General features: G+C 52.7%; 16 protein-coding genes. 13 read left to right on the top strand and 3 right to left on the bottom strand.

Annotated elements, in window-relative coordinates:
- Positions 1 to 3 precede the first annotated feature (3 nt).
- Entirely contained in the window at positions 4 to 1,932 is a 1,929-nt protein-coding gene (gene dxs, locus ACP0GE_RS12350; RefSeq protein ID WP_424832240.1) for a 1-deoxy-D-xylulose-5-phosphate synthase, read from the top strand.
- A gap of 55 nt (positions 1,933 to 1,987) precedes the next feature.
- On the opposite strand, the gene ACP0GE_RS12345 is transcribed toward dxs, so the two are convergent.
- Positions 1,988 to 3,739 carry an ABC transporter ATP-binding protein gene (locus ACP0GE_RS12345; RefSeq protein ID WP_424832239.1) on the bottom strand — a complete coding sequence of 584 codons (1,752 nt, stop codon included), beginning with the start codon at positions 3,737 to 3,739 and terminating at the stop codon, positions 1,988 to 1,990.
- A gap of 398 nt (positions 3,740 to 4,137) precedes the next feature.
- On the opposite strand from ACP0GE_RS12345, the gene ACP0GE_RS12340 reads away from it, so the two are divergent.
- The 3 genes from ACP0GE_RS12340 (at position 4,138) to glf (ending at position 7,068) form a co-directional block, all read left to right on the top strand.
- The gene (locus ACP0GE_RS12340; protein WP_424832238.1) at positions 4,138 to 4,938 is read left to right on the top strand and encodes a glycosyltransferase family 25 protein; all 801 of its coding nucleotides are present in this window, start codon (positions 4,138 to 4,140) and stop codon (positions 4,936 to 4,938) included.
- A complete protein-coding gene (locus tag ACP0GE_RS12335; RefSeq protein ID WP_424832237.1) occupies positions 4,935 to 5,816 on the top strand; it encodes a hypothetical protein in 882 nt (293 codons plus the stop codon). The genes ACP0GE_RS12340 and ACP0GE_RS12335 overlap by 4 nt, the downstream gene beginning before the upstream one ends.
- A 94-nt stretch (positions 5,817 to 5,910) precedes the next feature.
- Positions 5,911 to 7,068 (top strand): UDP-galactopyranose mutase, encoded by a 1,158-nt coding sequence (glf, locus tag ACP0GE_RS12330; RefSeq protein WP_424832236.1) that lies wholly within the window; start codon positions 5,911 to 5,913, stop codon positions 7,066 to 7,068.
- An 803-nt stretch (positions 7,069 to 7,871) separates the two neighbouring features.
- Here the strand turns inward: glf and ACP0GE_RS12325 are convergent.
- The gene (locus tag ACP0GE_RS12325) at positions 7,872 to 9,677 is read right to left on the bottom strand and encodes an ABC transporter ATP-binding protein (RefSeq protein ID WP_424832235.1); all 1,806 of its coding nucleotides are present in this window, start codon (positions 9,675 to 9,677) and stop codon (positions 7,872 to 7,874) included.
- Between the two features lie 467 nt (positions 9,678 to 10,144).
- Here ACP0GE_RS12325 and ACP0GE_RS12320 point away from each other — a divergent pair, with 467 nt between their 5' ends.
- Complete coding sequence (locus ACP0GE_RS12320) at positions 10,145 to 10,945, top strand: glycosyltransferase family 25 protein (RefSeq protein WP_424832234.1); 801 nt, start codon at positions 10,145 to 10,147, stop codon at positions 10,943 to 10,945.
- Between the two features lie 153 nt (positions 10,946 to 11,098).
- Here ACP0GE_RS12320 and ACP0GE_RS12315 read toward each other — a convergent pair whose 3' ends face one another.
- Positions 11,099 to 11,839 (bottom strand): hypothetical protein, encoded by a 741-nt coding sequence (locus tag ACP0GE_RS12315; RefSeq protein WP_424832233.1) that lies wholly within the window; start codon positions 11,837 to 11,839, stop codon positions 11,099 to 11,101.
- 219 nt (positions 11,840 to 12,058) lie between these two features.
- Between ACP0GE_RS12315 and ACP0GE_RS12310 the strand changes: the two genes are divergently transcribed.
- From ACP0GE_RS12310 to ACP0GE_RS12275, 8 genes are all read left to right on the top strand, one after another.
- On the top strand, positions 12,059 to 13,105 hold the full coding sequence (locus ACP0GE_RS12310) for a Gfo/Idh/MocA family protein (RefSeq protein ID WP_424832232.1): 1,047 nt from the start codon (positions 12,059 to 12,061) through the stop codon (positions 13,103 to 13,105).
- Positions 13,106 to 13,107: 2 nt separating this feature from the next.
- Entirely contained in the window at positions 13,108 to 14,085 is a 978-nt protein-coding gene (locus ACP0GE_RS12305; RefSeq protein ID WP_424832231.1) for a hypothetical protein, read from the top strand.
- 29 nt (positions 14,086 to 14,114) lie between these two features.
- Positions 14,115 to 14,741 carry an SIS domain-containing protein gene (locus ACP0GE_RS12300; RefSeq protein WP_424832230.1) on the top strand — a complete coding sequence of 209 codons (627 nt, stop codon included), beginning with the start codon at positions 14,115 to 14,117 and terminating at the stop codon, positions 14,739 to 14,741.
- A gap of 2 nt (positions 14,742 to 14,743) precedes the next feature.
- The gene (locus ACP0GE_RS12295; protein WP_424832229.1) at positions 14,744 to 15,532 is read left to right on the top strand and encodes an inositol monophosphatase family protein; all 789 of its coding nucleotides are present in this window, start codon (positions 14,744 to 14,746) and stop codon (positions 15,530 to 15,532) included.
- Between the two features lie 25 nt (positions 15,533 to 15,557).
- On the top strand, positions 15,558 to 16,235 hold the full coding sequence (locus ACP0GE_RS12290; RefSeq protein ID WP_424832228.1) for a cytidylyltransferase domain-containing protein: 678 nt from the start codon (positions 15,558 to 15,560) through the stop codon (positions 16,233 to 16,235).
- A 10-nt stretch (positions 16,236 to 16,245) separates the two neighbouring features.
- The gene (locus ACP0GE_RS12285; RefSeq protein ID WP_424832227.1) at positions 16,246 to 17,166 is read left to right on the top strand and encodes a phosphoglycerate dehydrogenase; all 921 of its coding nucleotides are present in this window, start codon (positions 16,246 to 16,248) and stop codon (positions 17,164 to 17,166) included.
- A gap of 301 nt (positions 17,167 to 17,467) precedes the next feature.
- Positions 17,468 to 17,953, top strand: a complete 486-nt coding sequence (locus ACP0GE_RS12280) for an SMP-30/gluconolactonase/LRE family protein (protein WP_424833849.1) — start codon at positions 17,468 to 17,470, stop codon at positions 17,951 to 17,953.
- Complete coding sequence (locus tag ACP0GE_RS12275; protein ID WP_424832226.1) at positions 17,851 to 18,165, top strand: SMP-30/gluconolactonase/LRE family protein; 315 nt, start codon at positions 17,851 to 17,853, stop codon at positions 18,163 to 18,165. The genes ACP0GE_RS12280 and ACP0GE_RS12275 overlap by 103 nt, the downstream gene beginning before the upstream one ends.
- Positions 18,166 to 18,255 lie beyond the last annotated feature (90 nt).

Genomic DNA, 18,255 nt, shown 5'->3' with positions numbered 1-18,255 from the left:
CAAATGTCAGACCGCCCGAATACGCCTCTGCTGGATCTTGTGAACCGCCCTGCGGACCTCAAGCAGTTCTCGGATGCGGAGTTGCATCAACTGGCCAACGAGCTGCGGGCCGAGACGATTTCTGCCGTGTCCGTCACCGGTGGCCATCTGGGTGCCGGGCTGGGGGTGGTTGAGCTGACCACGGCGCTGCATGCAGTGTTTGACACGCCGCGCGACAAGATCATCTGGGATGTCGGGCATCAGTGTTATCCCCATAAGATCCTGACGGAACGGCGTGACCGCATTCGTACCTTGCGTATGAAAGATGGTCTGAGCGGTTTCACCAAGCGCAGCGAAAGCCCCTATGACCCGTTTGGGGCGGCGCATTCCAGCACCTCGATCAGCGCCGCGCTGGGCTTTGCCGTCGCGCGTGATCTGGGTGGCGTGACGCCCGAAGGTCTGGGCGACGCGATTGCGGTGATTGGCGATGGGTCGATGTCGGCTGGCATGGCCTTTGAGGCGATGAACAATGCAGGCCATTTGAAGAAACGCCTGATTGTCATCCTCAACGATAATGAGATGAGCATTGCGCCACCGGTCGGCGCCTTGTCGACCTACCTATCGCGCATCTACGCCGAAGAACCGTTCCACGACCTGAAGGCGGCTGCGAAAGGTGCGGTCTCTCTGCTGCCCGAACCCTTCCGCGAAGGCGCCAAGCGCGCCAAGGAGATGCTGAAGGGCATGGCCGTGGGCGGGACGCTGTTCGAAGAGCTGGGCTTTTCCTATATTGGCCCCATTGACGGCCACGACATGGATCAGCTTCTGCCGGTTCTGCGTACCGTCAAGGCGCGGGCGACCGGACCAATCCTGATTCACGTTCTGACGAAAAAGGGGAAAGGGTACGCCCCGGCAGAGCAAGCCCGCGACAAGGGCCATGCCACGGCGAAGTTCGATGTTGTGACAGGTGAGCAGAAGAAGACGCCCTCGAACGCACCCTCCTATACATCGGTATTTGGCAAGACGTTGGTGGAAGAAGCCGCGCGCGACGACAAAATCGTTGCCGTGACCGCCGCGATGCCGGATGGCACAGGGCTTAACCTTTTTGCCGAACGCTACCCGTCACGCTGCTTTGACGTGGCGATTGCCGAACAGCATGGGGTGACATTTTCGGCTGCGCTGGCTGCGGGTGGTATGAAACCGTTTTGCGCGATGTATTCAACGTTTCTGCAACGCGGCTATGACCAGGTGGTGCATGATGTGGCGATCCAACGCCTGCCGGTGCGTTTTGCCATCGACCGTGCGGGACTGGTTGGGGCCGATGGCGCCACCCATGCGGGATCGTTTGACATCGCGTATATGGCCAACCTGCCCGGAATGGTGGTGATGGCCGCCGCAGATGAGGCCGAGTTGATGCACATGGTTGCCACCGCCGCGGCGCATGATGAAGGTCCCATCGCCTTCCGTTATCCACGCGGCGAAGGTGTGGGCGTTGATCTGCCCGAACGGGGCCAAGTTATGGAAATCGGCAAGGGCCGCATGATCCAGAAGGGCGCGCGGGTGGCGTTACTGTCGTTTGGCACACGGCTGTCCGAGGTGCAAAAGGCGGCTGAGGCCCTGTCTGCGAAAGGCATCACGCCAACCATCGCAGATGCACGATTTGCCAAGCCACTGGATCGTGACCTGATTCTGGATTTGGCCACCAACCACGAAGCGCTGATCACCATTGAAGAGGGTGCCATTGGCGGTTTTGGCAGCCACGTGGCGCAGCTACTGGCGGATGAGGGCGTGTTCGATTACGGGCTGAAGTATCGGTCAATGGTGCTGCCAGATACCTTCATTGATCAGGCAAGCCCGGCGGATATGTATGACGTGGCCGGCATGAATGCTGAACAGATCGAAGCCAAAGTTCTTTCGGTTTTGGGTATCGCCTCGATCGGTGAGAAACGGGCGTGACGCCTTACTGAACCAGCCGCGGGCGCGTAACCATTTCCACAAGCCAGAGGCGCCTTCACTCGGCGACTTCTCTTTCTTTTTCTGTGGTTTTGAACTGTTGATCAAAAAGCTTTCGGAACTGGCCATTGCTCTGGATCAGCTGGTCCAGATCTCCTTGTTCTATCACCGCGCCATCCTGCACGACCATAATCTTGTCGGCCTCAAGAACTGTCGCCAAACGGTGCGCAATGATGATTACCGTCATGTCCCTGGTCAACGCATCAAGGGCATTTTTCACCAAGTTCTCTGACTCTGCGTCCAAAGCGCTGGTCGCCTCATCTAACAGCAGAATTTCCGCGTTGCGAAGAATTGCGCGGGCAATAGCAATCCGTTGCTTTTGCCCGCCAGACAAGAAGGTTCCGTTTTCGCCGACCTGCGTGTCATACCCATTGGGCAGTTCAGAGATAAACTCGTGTGCGTGTGCCGCGCGGGCAGCATCCATGACTTCCTCGTCCGACGCATTCGGCGCGGAACATCGCAAGTTCTCTATTACCGAAGCCGAAAACAAAAAGGTGTCTTGGCCAACATAGGATACCTTGCGGCGCAGAGAGGAAAAGCTGACCTCCTGCAAATTCTGCCCATCGATTTCAACGCTGCCCATGTCAGGGTCATAAAATCGCATAATCAGGCCGAATATCGTCGACTTGCCGCCACCCGACTGCCCGACCAAGGCCGTTGTTTTCCCCGCTTCAAAGGTCACACTCATGCCTTCGATCACGGGCAGAGTACCATGATATCCAAATGTCACGTCACGCAGAGCAATTTCACCCGGACCATCCGTCAAGTCATGTGCATCCGGGCTTTCCCGCATGGTATCTTCCTGATCCAGCAACCCAAACAGCATGCCGACACCGACCATGCAAGTCTCAATCTGCACACGCATTTTGGACAGGCGTTTTGCGGGCTCGTAAGCCATCAACAATGCGGTAATAAACGACATCAGCTGTCCAGCCGTCGGCTGTTCGCTACCCGCAAGCCCCATCGTGCTGACGACCAAAACGCCCGCGACTGCCAAACCGGCCAGAAATTCCATCAAGGGGCTCGCGATGGACTGCAAGCGGGCAATTTCGTTTGAACGTTCCTCGACCTTCAGGATTGCCGTTTCCATACGATCGATCATCCGATCCTCGAGAGAAAATCCCTTGATCACTTTAATGCCTGCGGAAGTCTCCTGAATCACACGGATAATTTCGGCCAGAGACTTGAACTCGGCCTGCATGATGGATCGTACACTTTTTGGCAGATATCTGATCCCAGGCAGTACCAACGGCCCGACTATTGAGAACACCACCGACAGCACGGGCTGCTGATAGACCATGACAATGACTAGACCCAAAAGTGTCATTGCATCACGTACAAACCCGGTGACAATGACGTCGATCAACTGCCTGGGCGCCGTATGTGGTCTCATCAAAAGATCTGACGATTCGTTATCCAAAAAAACAAAACACCGTGCCGAAGTGGCTTGCGATACACCCGGCCCTGCTGTGCGGTGACTATCTAAATTTCCCGCGTGGGCGAGGTAAATCGACTGAGCATAAGTCGCCAATGCCTTCATCAGGAACAGGCACACAACACTCAGCGCAATCACGACAGCCCAGTCACGCATCTCTGGGCTTGTCATCGCGTCGACGATGTACTCCATCATGTAGGCCGAGCCTGCCGTCGTCGCTGCAACTGCGATCATCGCAATGATCGCAACCCCGTACAGCCGCCCCTGCACATATGACTGTCGACAATGAGGCGGCCCATGTAGCCTGATCGCCATTCATCCCAGGCGCGGATTATCATAGCGGTCTCCGGATAATGAACCCCTGCTTTCGCTCAGATAACGTATTTTTGTTTCTGCCAAAAATGGAGAGAATGCAGTGCCGCAGTTCCGTTGGGATGGGGAAAGGCGGCAAAGGGGTCCGTTTGGTTTTGCAGTGCTTGTTAGAAAGGCCAAATGTCACACTCTTATCGGAAAGGCGCGCTTTCTTTGCGTCTGAATAATCGATATTGTGTCAATACTGGTCATTAAAATACCTTTCTTGGTTTTTTGGCGCGGGAAGCACGCGGCAGCGAAATACTGCTGATTTTGTAAGCATGTGTGAAATATAAGTGTTTTACTGTTGTTCGCCTTTGAAGTGCTGCCTACAACGAGAAAAATTATTGCGGTAGAATAAAGTGTCAATCAAGGCGACCATTCTCAGCTTACCAAAAGACGCAGCGCGTCGGAATGCTTGTGGGAGCGAACTGGCACAGCTGGGTTTGTCCTTTGAGTTCATCGACGGAATCGCTGGCAGCCAGCTGGCGGAAGAGGTGTTTGATGGCATTTATGACGCCGAGTTAAACCGCAGCGTTTTCAAAAGGCCTCTAAACAGGAATGAGGTTGCGTGCGCCCTAGGACACCGCAAAATTTGGCGAAAGATAGCCGACGGAGAACAACCCATTGGCTTCGTCCTGGAAGACGATGCCACATTTTTACATGATCCCAGGCCATTTCTGACAGCGTTGATGCAGAACGCCGAGCAGTTCGAGGGCGTCATGATCAAGATGGAAGGGGTGTCCCGTAGTGCAGGCAGGGTTGTGGGTACAGTTGCCGATCAAAGCCTGATTTTGTCTGACCGTCTGCCTCCGCGGACAACCGGTTATATTATTGGCCGCCAGGCCGCGAAGAACTTGCTAAGTTTCACGGAAACAATTGCCAGGCCTATCGATATCAACCTGAAGTTCTACTGGGAACATCGTGTCCCAATTCTGACACTGACAAAGCAACTGGTTAACGAGCGCGAGTTTACAAAAAGCAACATCGAAAGCCCGCGGCGTGATATCAAACCCGGATCACCGCTCAGCCGGTTTGCCCGAAATCTGATATATCAGGCAAACTTTACTTACGGGCGCCTGACTCATCCGCTTAATCCGGACTCGATGGACGATCTTGCCCCTTTGCGCCACGTCGAAGGTCAAATACGGGCCAGCGTATGAAAAAGAACCTTGTGGTCATTCGTGCCGGGGACTCCTCGTTGCATCATCGTTGGCTGGAGATGGACTACGATGATCGGCACTTTGACTTGGTGGTCAGCTATTTTTCCGAGGAAGCTTTTGCAAACTTTGTTCCGGAACCCGGAGTCGAAGCCGTTCTGATTAAGGGTGGCAAGTGGGACGGGCTGTATGAAACCATCGTCGATCGTGACTTGAACCGGTACGAGTTCTATTGGCTTCCCGACGATGATCTGGATATCTCTGCGAGCGATGTGAACGCCCTGTTCGCCGCCATGGAACAGCATGGGCTTAGTGTGGCGCAGCCGTCCCTTACTCCCGATAGCTATTTCTCGCATTTTGTGTTTAGTCAGTGTCCTGATTTCATCCTGCGATATACTAACTATGTTGAGATCATGGCCCCCTGCCTTCATCATGATATTCTGGCCAGGGCTTTGCCGCTGTTCAAGGATACGATGAGCGGCTATGGGTTGGACTATATATGGTGTCGATGGCCCGAAGCTGGTGCTTTTCGCGCTGCCATTCTGGACCAGATTGCCATGCACCATACCCGCCCGATCGGAAAAAACCTCAAGGTAGCAATGGCGGCAAAAAACAATCTCAGCTCAGAGCAGGAAGAAGCTGCGTTGAAAGAGGCGTTCAACCTGACCGATCGTACCGTTCCCCTGGTATTTGCCGGGATCCTTGTAGGAGGTCAGCCGCTTTCCGGGCGTATTCAGATGGGATGGCGTATGTGTCGATGCTGGTTGTCGGTTCTTTCCGGATTTCGATGTAAACGGGAAGCAAGGGCTGGAATTGTCAAAGTAGCCAGGCGCCAGATCAGTAAGCCTCTGGACATGACAACAATATCATCAAGCAGATAGGTCTCTGCCATGCGAGTTGCTCTTCAAATCTGCGCATCGTGTATAGGTTCCCGAGAAGGTTGGGCCCTAATTGCCGAAACGAAAAGGTAGCCAAATGATTAAGGGTCGTTTCTTGATGGTGGGCGCGGGCCTTTCAGGGGCCGTTATCGGGCGGGAGCTTGCAGAGCAAGGCCACGAGGTCACCATTCTGGACAGTCGCAATCATATCGGTGGCAATTGCCACACGGCGCGCGATGCAGAAACTGGTGTGATGGTACATGTGTATGGGCCGCACATTTTTCACACGGACGATGAAGGCGTTTGGGACTATGTCAACCGCTATGCCAGATTCATGCCCTACAAGAACCGGGTCAAAACAACATCTCAGGGTCAGGTATTTTCCCTCCCGGTAAACCTGCACACAATCAACCAGTTTTTCGGCAGGACGATGCGCCCGGACGAGGCCCATGCGTTTATCACCGAGGAGCAAGCAGATACGTCAATTGCTGACCCGCAGAGTTTTGAAGAACAGGCTATGCGATTTGTTGGGCGCGAGCTTTATGAGGCGTTCTTCAAGGGCTATACGATCAAGCAATGGGGTTGCCATCCCTCCGAGCTGCCCGCCTCGATTCTCAAGCGCTTGCCGGTCCGCTTCAACTATGATGACAACTATTTCTTCCATAGATTCCAGGGCATGCCTGAAAATGGCTATACTGAGATGATCGCTGGCATTCTTGATCATCCGTTGATCACCGTGAAGTTAAATACGTTGTTTGATCGAAGCATGGGCGATGACTATGATCACGTGTTCTATTCCGGTCCGCTGGACGGTTATTTCGGCTATGAGCTGGGTCGTCTGGGTTACCGCACCCTTGATTTCGAACGCTTCACTTATGATGGGGATTATCAGGGTTGCGCCGTTATGAACTACGGCGAAGAACATGTGCCCTATACCCGGATCACGGAGCACAAGCATTTCTCACCATGGGAGACCCACGAAAGTTCGATCTGCTATCGCGAGTTCTCACGCGCGGCAGGGCCAGACGATATTCCCTATTACCCGATCCGTCAGGTGAAAGAGAAGGAACTGCTGCGTGAGTATGTTGAACTGGCTCGGAAAACCCGGAAGGTAACCTTTGTCGGGCGACTGGGTACATACCGGTACCTGGATATGGACGTTACCATTCGCGAAGCATTGGATATCGCTGAATTTGCATTGACGGCATGGTCCGAAGGCAAAGAGATGCAGCCCTTTTTTGTGCCGGTTCTTTGAGAAACTGAATTGCAACCTACACGCAGAGACATGTCTGTGTTGAAATTGCGCACGCTCGATTGGGAACGCGCCCAGGCAAATTCTTGATTGGTTGAACGATAAGCCAATATGATCAAGCGCTTTGGCAGACAAGCGCTTGATCGGAGCGCTTGGACTAGCGGCTGAGGTGCGTATAAGACGACTTCCAAAGATAGTTGGTGTGGTGGCGGTCATCTGAGCCTTAGTTTTCCTCCACTTCGCGGAGAGTCCATGGGTTTGGCTGCTCTGCTACCCATCCTTCTGCCAAGTAGGTATGAGTTTTTCGCATTTTCTCAGCATGACGGGCTGGTATCGCAATGTGAGTTGGTCAGTATCGCCGGCGGGGTGTTCCCAATAGCTCTCGTTGTAGTATCTGTGCGCCCTTTCTTTGTCCTTTCGTAGCTATCCTACGGCGACATGAACCAACTCCAATCGCAAATGGCAGAAGTTCCGGGCTTCAGAGCACAACCTCCCTGAGCCTGACAAATAGTGAAGCAGTTCTAGGAGGGCCAACAATTTGCTTAGTTGTGTTGCGGTCCGCAGCCTAATCTCCTTGCGCACCAAGAACCAAGCTTTGGTCTTTCGCACAAAACATCAACACGGATTGAGGACATCTCCGAAAATACTGATAACCATCTACGTGCTACACCTATTGGCCTCTACGGTTAAAAGTATGCAACAGAACCAAATCAAGTCCTTGGCGAAGTGGCAGCCTTTCAAAGAGGCCATTGCGAAACCTACTCTCAATGGGCTTGGGGGAACAAGCACCTTTTAACGTGAGTTCGTCAACCTTGGTCTGAGGTTTGTAACGCAACCACTTCGGGCGCCGTGTCGATTGTTTTGAACTGCTGATCGAACAGTCGACGGAAGCTGCCATCGTTCCGCATCAATTCTTCTAAATTACCCTGTTCGACAATGGCGCCGTCCTGCACGACCATGATCTTGTCCGCTTCTAGAATAGTTGACAGGCGATGCGCGATTACGATCACCGTCACGTCCTTTGTCAGAGCATCCAGCGCGCTTTTGACTAGGGTCTCCGATTCAGCGTCCAGCGCGCTGGTAGCTTCGTCCAGCAGCAAGATTTCTGCATTGCGAAGGATGGCGCGGGCAATCGCGATGCGCTGCTTTTGCCCCCCGGACAGGAACGCCCCGTTTTCGCCAACCGGGGTGTCATATCCTTTGGGTAAATCACAGATGAAGTCATGAGCATGCGCGGCTTGCGCGGCCTCAATGACGTCCTCATCCGATGCGTTTGGCGCGGAACATCGAAGGTTCTCCATCACCGATGTTGAGAACAGGAAGGTATCCTGACCGACATAAGAGATTTTGCGACGCAATGAAGCAAAGCTAATCTCACGCAGATCCTGACCGTCGATTTCCACGCCGCCCTGGTCCGGATCGTAAAATCGCATGATCAGGCCGAAGATGGTTGATTTTCCGCCTCCGGACTGACCTACCAAAGCGGTGGTCTTTTGGGCCTCGAACTTCACGTTCATATCCTGGATCACCGGCACGGCACCATGATATCCAAATGTGACGTCACGTAAGATAATCTCACCCGGACCTCTTGGCAGATCAAGCGCATCCGGGCTTTCCTGCATGGTGTTTTCTTCATCCAGCAGTCTAAACAACATTCCGACGCCGACCATGCAGGTCTCGATCTGAACTCGCATCTTCGAGAGGCGTTTGGCAGGTTCATAGGCCATCAGCAGCGCGGTGATGAACGACATCAATTGGCCAGCAGTGGGCTGTTCGCTATTGGCAATTCCCATGGTGCTGACGACCAGAACGCCCGCGACGGCGAGCCCAGCCAGAAACTCCATTAGCGGGCTGGCGATGGATTGTAACCTAGCAATGTCGTTTGATCGTTTTTCGACAGTTCGGATCGCTGTTTCCATACGAGCAATCATACGATCCTCAAGCGAAAAGACCTTTATCACTTTGATACCGCTTGAAGTTTCCTGAAGAACACGGATGATTTCGGCCAGAGATTTAAACTCTGCCTGCATAATTGCACGGACACTTTTTAACAGGTAGCGCACACCAAGCAGAGCCACCGGACCCACGATGAAGAACATGATCGACAGAACCGGCTGCTGGTAGACCATGACGACGATAAGCCCGACCAGGGTCAATGAGTCTCGAACAAAACCGGTCACCAGAACGTCAATCAATCGGCGGGCGGATTGTGCTCCGTTGGTTGTGCGCATTAATAAATCGGAGGATTCGTTGGCGTTAAAAAACGCAACACCGTGCTTTAGCAACTTTCGGTAAACGCGTTCTTGTTGAGCCGCAACAATTCGATTGCCGGCGCGGGCGAGATACATAGCTTGAACGTAGGATGCTAAAGCCTTTGCAAGGAACAGGCTAACAACGCTCAGAGCAATGATATGGGTCCAACTGCGCATCTCGGGACTGGTCATGGCGTCAACAATGTACTCCATCATGTAAGCCGAACCAGCAGTCGCAACGGCAGCAATAATCATTGCAAAAATCGCAATGCCGTATAGTGCACCTTGCTCATAGAAGCTTTCGCCGATCAGACGGCCTATATAGCCTGATCGCCACTTGTCCCAGGCGCGCTTTAACATTGTATTCTCCAAATCGTGAAACCGTGTTCTCGCCCAGGTATCCTATATCCATGCCTACCTAAAGTGCAGATGATGCGAGGCCGCAGCTCTATGCGATACATAAGCCGTGCTTCGTCCAAGAACCACACAGGGTAGGTAAATACGGGTGCCTACTAAAACAAGCGTAGTGGTGAGGAGTTGTTTGAGCTACCTAGCTCGCAGCCTGACAGGAAGAAACCTGCTTGGGCATGCGTAAGAAACAAATCAGACTTCCGCTAATATTTAGCACTATATTTTCATTCTTGTTGGATTAGTTGTGGAGTCCTTCGTCTGTAAAATATCCCGTTTCCCCCCAAGTTTTCTGCAACAGCGGTGAAAAATTGCCTTACGGTAGAGAAATCGGCTATTTGATGAAAGGTACTTTTTATCCCCTTGCTCGTACTCTGCATGATTCTTAATTGTGCCCGGGTTTTCTTGGCGAAAGTTTAGTGTTGATCAGGACCTTTATTCTAAGCCTGCCAGAAGATGCGGGGCGGCGGCGTTTCTGTGGAAATGAAATGGCGCATCTTGGCCTGCAGTATGTGTTTGCGGATGCAATATCCGGCGACGAGCTTGAAGATGCTGATCTGTTGCGTGTTTACGATGCTGATATGAATCGCATCAAATTCAAACGACCGCTGAGCCGAAATGAAATTGCGTGTACGCTTGGGCACCGTCAGATTTGGCAGAGGATCGCGGACAGTCCCAACCACGTGAGTCTTGCCTTGGAGGATGACGCTACATTTGCTCAGAACCCAAGGCACTTCCTTGAAGCGATAGATCAATGTGCTGAATGCTTTGAAAATGTCATGATTAAACTCGACGGGGTGCCTGACAGGAATGCCCGGGTTCTCGGGGCTGTCGCGGATCAAAGCCTGGTTCTTTCTGATCGTTTGCCGCCAAGAACTACGGGTTATATCCTTGGGCGCAGGGCTGCCACGCGACTACTTGAACTCGCCGCGCCGATTGCGCGACCGATTGATATCGATCTGAAATTTTACTGGGAACACGAAATCCCAATTCTCACGCTCGCCAAACAAATGGTTAAAGAGCGTGAAGCGCTCAATAGTACGATTGAGCCTTGCAGAATAGCGACCAAAACCGGATCGTCTCTAAGTAGATTCGTGAGGAACCTTGTTTATCAGGTCAAGTATACCCATGGGCGGTTGAGTCATCCATTACATCCAGACTTGATAGAGGGCCTTGGCTCTGTGCTGCGCGCCAAATCCCAAGTTCACTCGCAATCATAAAGAACTTTATTGTCGTTCGTTCACCCGGCTAGTCGCGGCGCCCCCGTTGGTCGGAAATCTCCTGGAAAGACTGGAATTTCGGTCTTTTGATCAGATTTTTCTCGGACGAGGCCTGCTCGCAATTTATGATAACCGCTGCTTTTGGATTTGATATCAAGAGAGGGTGAGGGTTACATCCCATTCCAGAGCACTAACACGCATTGAATCACCCGCCGCTACCGCAACAGCGGGACTAAGGCCGCCAGTTGCGACCCACTGCCCTGGCAGCAGTGGAGCGCCAATATCGGCGGCAATCCGGAGAAACTCCTCGGCCGCACCAAGTGGACCATCGGGAAGATTGGTGGAGCTACCGGGCGAGATTTCCATTCCGTTCCGCCAAGTGCGAGATGAGAACTCTTGCTGCAAGACAGTTCGATCAAATGTGGTGATCCCCGCGATCCACAGAGCACCTGCCCCGGCCCTATCCGCGATTTGCCCGTTCAAGCTCGATTTCAAGACCTCTGGCAGAACTGATGCCGGAATTTCAAACCCAATTGCCATACGGGAAAACTCCATGTTGCGACCGGCACTATCACTTGAGGTAAGTTCCAGCATGATCTCCGGCTCCGCCATCGGTGCATTAAGGTGCGACACTGGAACGGACGAAGTCTCCAAAAAAAGTTCATCTGGATGCAGGGGGCCAATGAAACTGTCTTTGTTATTGAAAACTCTCCGCGACCATGGATTGGCGCCGCCGATTTTCCATGCCGCGATACTTTTCATTTGCGCAAAGCTGATGGCATATGCATCGAATAGGTTGCAAGGTATATCCGAGTCTTCAAGAGGAGCGAGGTGCCCTCCTGCGCGGGCTTGTGACAGGGCCGCGCGCGTGTGTTCTGACCGTGTTGGATCCATAAATTTTCCTTACTTTTTAGCGTTGGGTAATCCATAGCTTTGAATAGACGTAACGCAAGCGAAGTCTCTCTCAAGTCGCATCTGCGGACGCCAAAAAGCGACTTCCAACTTGCACCGACTTTGGAGCCTGATATGGTCAGTTCGACCTCGCGTTCAGACTGTTTTTCACCGTTTTGGAGCGTTGCAGGGAACTGCACCATATGGAAGAGAGATTGGTTTATGACTTTGCGTGTGGCCATAGTTGGTTATGGCAAAATGGGAAGAATTCGCCACGAGGCTATGGAACGTCATGGTGGGTTTGAAGTGATTGTCGCCTGCGACACATCTTTGGACCCCGACGCAAGCGTTCCCATGGTCACAGACCCGTTGGCGGTCTATGAGTACAACCCGGACATCGTCGTTTGTAGTGTTCCGAACAAGATGATCCCGGACGTGGTATGCACCGCGCTTGAACGCGGCAAACATGTTTTTTCCGAAAAACCACCTGGCCGTAATTCGGATGATGTGCGACGCATGATAGCCGCTGAACACGCGGCAGAAGACCGGGTATTGAAATTTGGCTTCAATCATCGGATGCATGATGCGATTGAAGAGGCAAAAAAGCTGATCGATGCTGGGACGATGGGTGAGCTCTATTTCATGCGCGGGGTCTACGGCAAGGCCGGTGGTCCGAACTACGCGCAGAACTGGCGCAATGATCCGGCGCAGTCAGGCGGCGGCATTTTGATTGATCAGGGCATTCACATGCTGGATCTGTTTCAAATGTTTGCTGGTCGTTTTCAGGACGTGCAAAGCTATGTCCAGCGCAACTTTTGGACAGACGTTCCGGTTGAAGATAATGCTTTCGCTTTGATGAAGAATGCCGATGGCATCGTCGCGTCAGTCCACTCTTCCGCCACCCAGTGGCAGCATACGTTTCGGCTTGAGCTTTATTTGCGCAATGGTTTTTTGTCCGTGGACGGCATCCTTTCGGCGTCGGGTAGTTATGGGACAGAAGTGCTGACGGTTGCGTTGAATAGACTGGATGCAAGCGGCAATCCAATTCCGAACCCGGAAAGTCAGGAATTGCGCTTTACGGAAGACAAATCCTGGGACAAAGAGATTACCGAGTTGTACGATGCGGTTGTGAGGCAGGAACCGTTGCGCAGCGGCACATCGCAACAAGCGCTGGACGTGATGGAGTTGGTCGAAAGAATTTACTCCGCCGACCCGGAATGGCACCAAATACTGCAAGAACAAAACGCTCTTTCTAATCAGGCAGTGTGACGATGCAAACACCTGTTTTTTTGGATCATCTTCCTGACGTCAGCACAATCACTGGGAAAAAATCGGCTCAATACCGTCATGCTCGTAACAAAGCACTGCTAGAGTTACTACTGAATGGAGATACTGCTTGGACACCGCGTCAGAATTGCCCTGCCTGCGGGGGAGATTTCGCCAGAAGCAAAAATTTCTCCCAAACATTACTGGAATTTCAGCGCTGCGCCGATTGCAACACCATTTACGCGCAGCGCGTTCCATGTCAGCGAACGCTAGACCGTCTGCGGCTTGACCTAATCAATCAAAAAGAAGAGAGCGATTCAGGCAATGATCGAGAGTTCGAATTCATTTCACTTATGAATTGGATCAGTCTTACCGAAGCGCGGCTGCAGCGCCCGCTTGATGCGGTCGTTGACATTCGATTTGCCTCACAGGCTACCGCTTGGCCAGCATCGACACGACGGCTAAGTCACAACCGAAGTTGGGATTTCCTGCCTCTAAACCCCGACAATGCTGATTTTGATGACATTCAAGAGCACCTGAGAAAAATAACACCGAGTGCGGTCCTTGTGCCGACAGAACTGGATCGGGTTGCAGATCCTGAGTCTCTTATGCGGACGATCAAACAGTCGGTGTCGCCAGGAACAGTGATTTTCATTGCCAGTTCCTGCGCGGATGGCTTGGAGTATGAAATCCTAGGCGCAGATTCCCCCAGCTTCATTCCACTTGATCGGCTAACAGTATTTTCCATCAAGGGCTTTCAGGCTTTTTGCGCACGGATCGGGTTTTCAGTTCTTGAAATTTCCACGCCCGGCCGGTTGGATGCAGTTATTCTCAATCGCTACTTCAAGACCGCCGAGAATTCTGATATCCCGTTCTGGTCTGGCTTTTTTCGAGAGGCAGACCAAAACCGATTGCGTGACTTGCAAATCCTGTTACAGCGTAGTCTTAGGTCCGGGGTTCTGCGCTTTGTCCTGGAAGTCTAAGGTTACCCATCTTCGAAGGATGATCGGATATGAAAGATTTTTTTCCAAATAGGCGCTTCCCAAGTTGTGAGAGCTTTGCAATTGAATACTTCGACATTCTCTCTAAGGCTTCAGCGTTATGCAACCTAAGCGCATTGGACAGAGTTAGCGCGGTACTTGCGGAAACGATTCAAGCGGGCAACTTCATTTACATCTGCGGCAATGGTGGCTCTGCAGGCATTGCTAACCACTCGTTGTGCGATTTTTTGAAATGTGTGCGCACAGACACCAAGTTGAAACCGCGTTTCATGTCGTTGTCGGCGCATACGGAAATGAACTCGGCGCTTGCCAACGATATCTCGTATGCTGAGGTCTTCGCCTATCAGTTGCAGTCCATGGCTCGTCCGGGCGATTTACTATGGACGGTGAGTTCATCAGGGGACAGCGAGAATATCGTTAGGGCCCTCGAAGTCTCGAAACACATTGGAATGAAATCTATCTCGTTCACCGGATTTTCGGGCGGACGGTCGAAGAATATAGCGGATGTGAATGTGCATGTTGAGGCCCAGAACTATGGGGTCATCGAAGATATACATATGTCTTTCATTCACATTCTGACTCAGTATCTGCGCATGTCGAACATGGACGAAGCACTTATTGCCGAACGAAAGTTCTGACCATGCTCGGTCAATCAGCTCCAGACGGCTTACATGCGGCGTTATGCGATGCGTTGCCCGGTTGGGTGAAAGAAGTGTTCAAACAGCGCCCGGAAATCTGGGGTAAAGGCTCTGATGGTTTGGATCTGGTCACAAGTTTGGACCTAGGCATGCAGAAGCTGCTTGAGGCCAAGTTGCCAGAATTGTTCCCTGGGTCTTCAGTGGTAGGAGAGGAAGACTACCGCTCGCTTGAGGGTTCAGGTCCGCTTTGGGTGGTTGATCCACTGGATGGAACAGTGAACTTCGTTGCAGGAGTGCCTGTTTATAGCGTTGCAGTGGCCTTAATTATCGACGGTAGACCTGCGTTGTCCGCTGTTTATGACGTCGTACAAGAAGATATTTATTCCGCTCAGAGGGGCAGTGGCGCATTTTTGAACGGAACTGCTCTGCTTCCCACCCCAAGCAGATCAAAACTTGCGGTCGTGTCATCAGGGTTGCTAAAGGATTTTGCGGATGTAGCCCCCGATGCGCTTATACAATTGTTGTCCGACTTCAAACTGCGCAATTTTGGCAGCCAGGCAATGCACCTGTGTTACGCCGCTGCAGGAAAGGTGAGCCTTGTCGCCAGCCGGGAAGCAAAGGGTTGGGATGATATGGCAGGCGCCTTGATCGCGAAGGAATCTGGGCTGAACTATGGCAGCTATGACCTCTGTGCTGCATCGGTATCGCTTGACGACGACCAAAAAAGCCTTTGTGCGCCGCCAGAAATTTTTGACAAGCATAGACCGCTTTTTGCACGTAGCTGCACTTGAGGTGGCTACGGATGGGAAGAAAAACATGAAAACAATTGCAATGATACCGGCGCGCATGGGCAGCCAGCGTCTGAAGAAGAAAAACCTTGCTCCGCTGGCGGGCCAACCGCTGATTACCCATGCGATCGAGAAATGCAAAAACGCAGAATACTTTGACGAAATCTACGTCAATTCGGAGAACGCAGAATTCGAAGCGATTGCCGATCAATATGGTATCAACTTCTATCAGCGCCCGGAAGAGTTGGGCAATTCAGTCGCAACATCAGAGCAGTTCGTTTATGACTTTCTGAAAAATGTCGATTGCGATCTTCTTATCCAGGTTCACTCGATTGCGCCCTTGCTGACAGCGGAAGAAGTACAGAACTTTGCCGAGGCGTTTATCGCGTCGGACGCAGATGTGATGCTGTCCTGCATCCAGGACCAAATTGAAGTTGCATACAATGACCAGCCCGTGAACTTTACGTTCAAAGAGAAAACAAATTCGCAAGATCTGGAGCCCACACAACGCGTAACCTGGTCGATTACCGGCTGGCGCGCAAAATCCTATGTCGACGCGGTGGAAGCAGGCAGTATCGGCACTTACAATGGCAAGATCGCCTTTTACCCGGTGAGCGCGATTTCGGGCCACGTAATCAAAACGCAAGAAGATCTTGATATAGCCGAAGCTCTTTTGGGCGTTCTGGCAAAACGCAAAAAGGCTTAAAGGTCCCGTCATGCATGTGCTCGTTTCAAATGTAATGATGATAAACGAAAGGGATCGCTTCGATGCGCTGTTACAGGGAAAAGGGCTGACACCAATCTGGCCTGAAGTGAACCAGTTTATGACCGAGCCGCAATGTCTGGAATTCGCCGGAGATATTGATGGTTGGCTCGCAGGTGATGATCAGATCACGCAAACGGTTCTTGAGGCATATCTGCCGCGAATCAAGGTGATTTCCAAATGGGGAACCGGCGTTGACAGCATTGATCTTGAAGCAGCACAGCGATTGAATGTACCGGTATGCAACTCGCCGGGCGCTTTCCAAGATGCGGTCGGCGAATATGCCATTGGTTTATTGTTGGCAGCGACTCGCCGATTGGCGCGTACGGATCGATTGATCCGCGCAGGTAAATGGCCGAAGGGACGCTTTCCCGGTATGGCTGGAAAGACCATGGGTGTTGTAGGTTATGGGGCTATTGGTCAGGGGGTGGGCCAAAGGGCGCGCGGATTGGGCATGAATGTGATTGCGCATGATCCCCATATGGGTTCAGCGCCTGATGGCACACAAATTGTTTCGTTCGATGATCTGCTGGGTCAGGCTGATGTGATCTGTTTGTGCTGCAATCAAACGCCTGAGAACTACCATCTGATCAACGCGGATACGCTGGAAAAAGCCCGTGATCAGGTGATCCTGTGCAACGTGGCGCGCGGCGGGCTTGTGGATGAAGCGGCGCTGATTGCCGCGCTGCAAAGTGGCAAAGTCGCGGCCGCGGCGCTTGATGTTTTTGAACAGGAACCTCTGCCCACCGATCATCCTCTGCTGCAGTTCGAAAACGTCGCCGTCTCGAGCCACAATGCCAACAGCACCGTACAGGCCATTGAATATGTGCATGAAAACACATTGAATAACCTGTACCGGCACCTGGGGTTGTAGTCGTGCGAGGTGCTCTGCAAGCGGGATCGACCGCGGGAGGTGGATTTGGTGGCCGACCACATGTGGCGGGTATCAGGCTGTCTGGGAATACGTCTGAGGCGCATTGTTATCTGGATATTCTATGACCCATCAAGCGAAGATTTTTGATGATCGCCCCGGTACCCTTGGAGAAGGCCCCCTCTGGCATCCGGAGCGCCAGCAGCTTTTCTGGTTCGATATCGTCAATTCGAAACTCCTGTCGCCTGCAGGGTCCCAATCCTTTAGCTAGGAATTCGACCGTAATGTCAGCGCTGCGAGTTGGATTGATCGGGACCATCTGCTGATTGCCAGCGAAACCGGGGTGAGCAGCTTCAACCTCGTGTCAAGGTCCGAGGAAACGCCCTGCGATATCGAGGCTGGCGACCCGTTGACGCGTTCTAACGACGGTCGGGCCGAGGCATGGGGCGGCTTTTGGGCGGGCACCATGAGCAAATCCGGAGGCGCGGGCATGGGAACGCTCAATCGCTGGCGTCCGGATCACTATGGTGGCGGCGGATTGCGGGTTCTGAAGCGCAAAATGAGCACCCCCAACTCCATCTGCTTCGACCATAGCCGGGACTGCGCGTATTTTCGGACACTAAAACCCACATTATCTGACGCATCCAGGTTGACCCCGAAACCGGCTGGCCAGTGGGCGAGGCGGCGATGTTCGTCGATTTGCGCGCTTCGGATGACCATCCTGAACGCAAACTGGACGGTTCCGTGGTGGATGCAGCAGGATACCTGCGGAGCGCCCAATGGGGTTTGACCCGGGTCGCGCGCTACAGCCCGGAAGGTGCATTCCTGTCCGCGATTGATCTCCCAACCGGCCATACGTCTTGCCCTGCGTTTGAGGGTCAGGATTTTCAGCATCTCTTTGTGACGACGGCACGCCAGAAGCTGCCCGAAAATCATCCGGAGTGGTTTGTTGTCCATTTGGATGTGCTTGGCAGTGCTGAACCGCACGTTATTCTGAAGTAGCAGTGCGCAAACCGGGCTCGGCGAAAACCCATTGTGCTAGGTGGACTGAATTCAATTCCGACCCGAACGCACAGAGACGTCAGGCCGGTT

The organism is Ruegeria sp., assembly GCF_965243365.1.
Taxonomy (GTDB): Bacteria; Pseudomonadota; Alphaproteobacteria; order Rhodobacterales; family Rhodobacteraceae; genus Ruegeria.
Note: the sequence above shows the minus strand (reverse complement) of the source record. Positions and strands in the feature narration are given on the sequence as shown.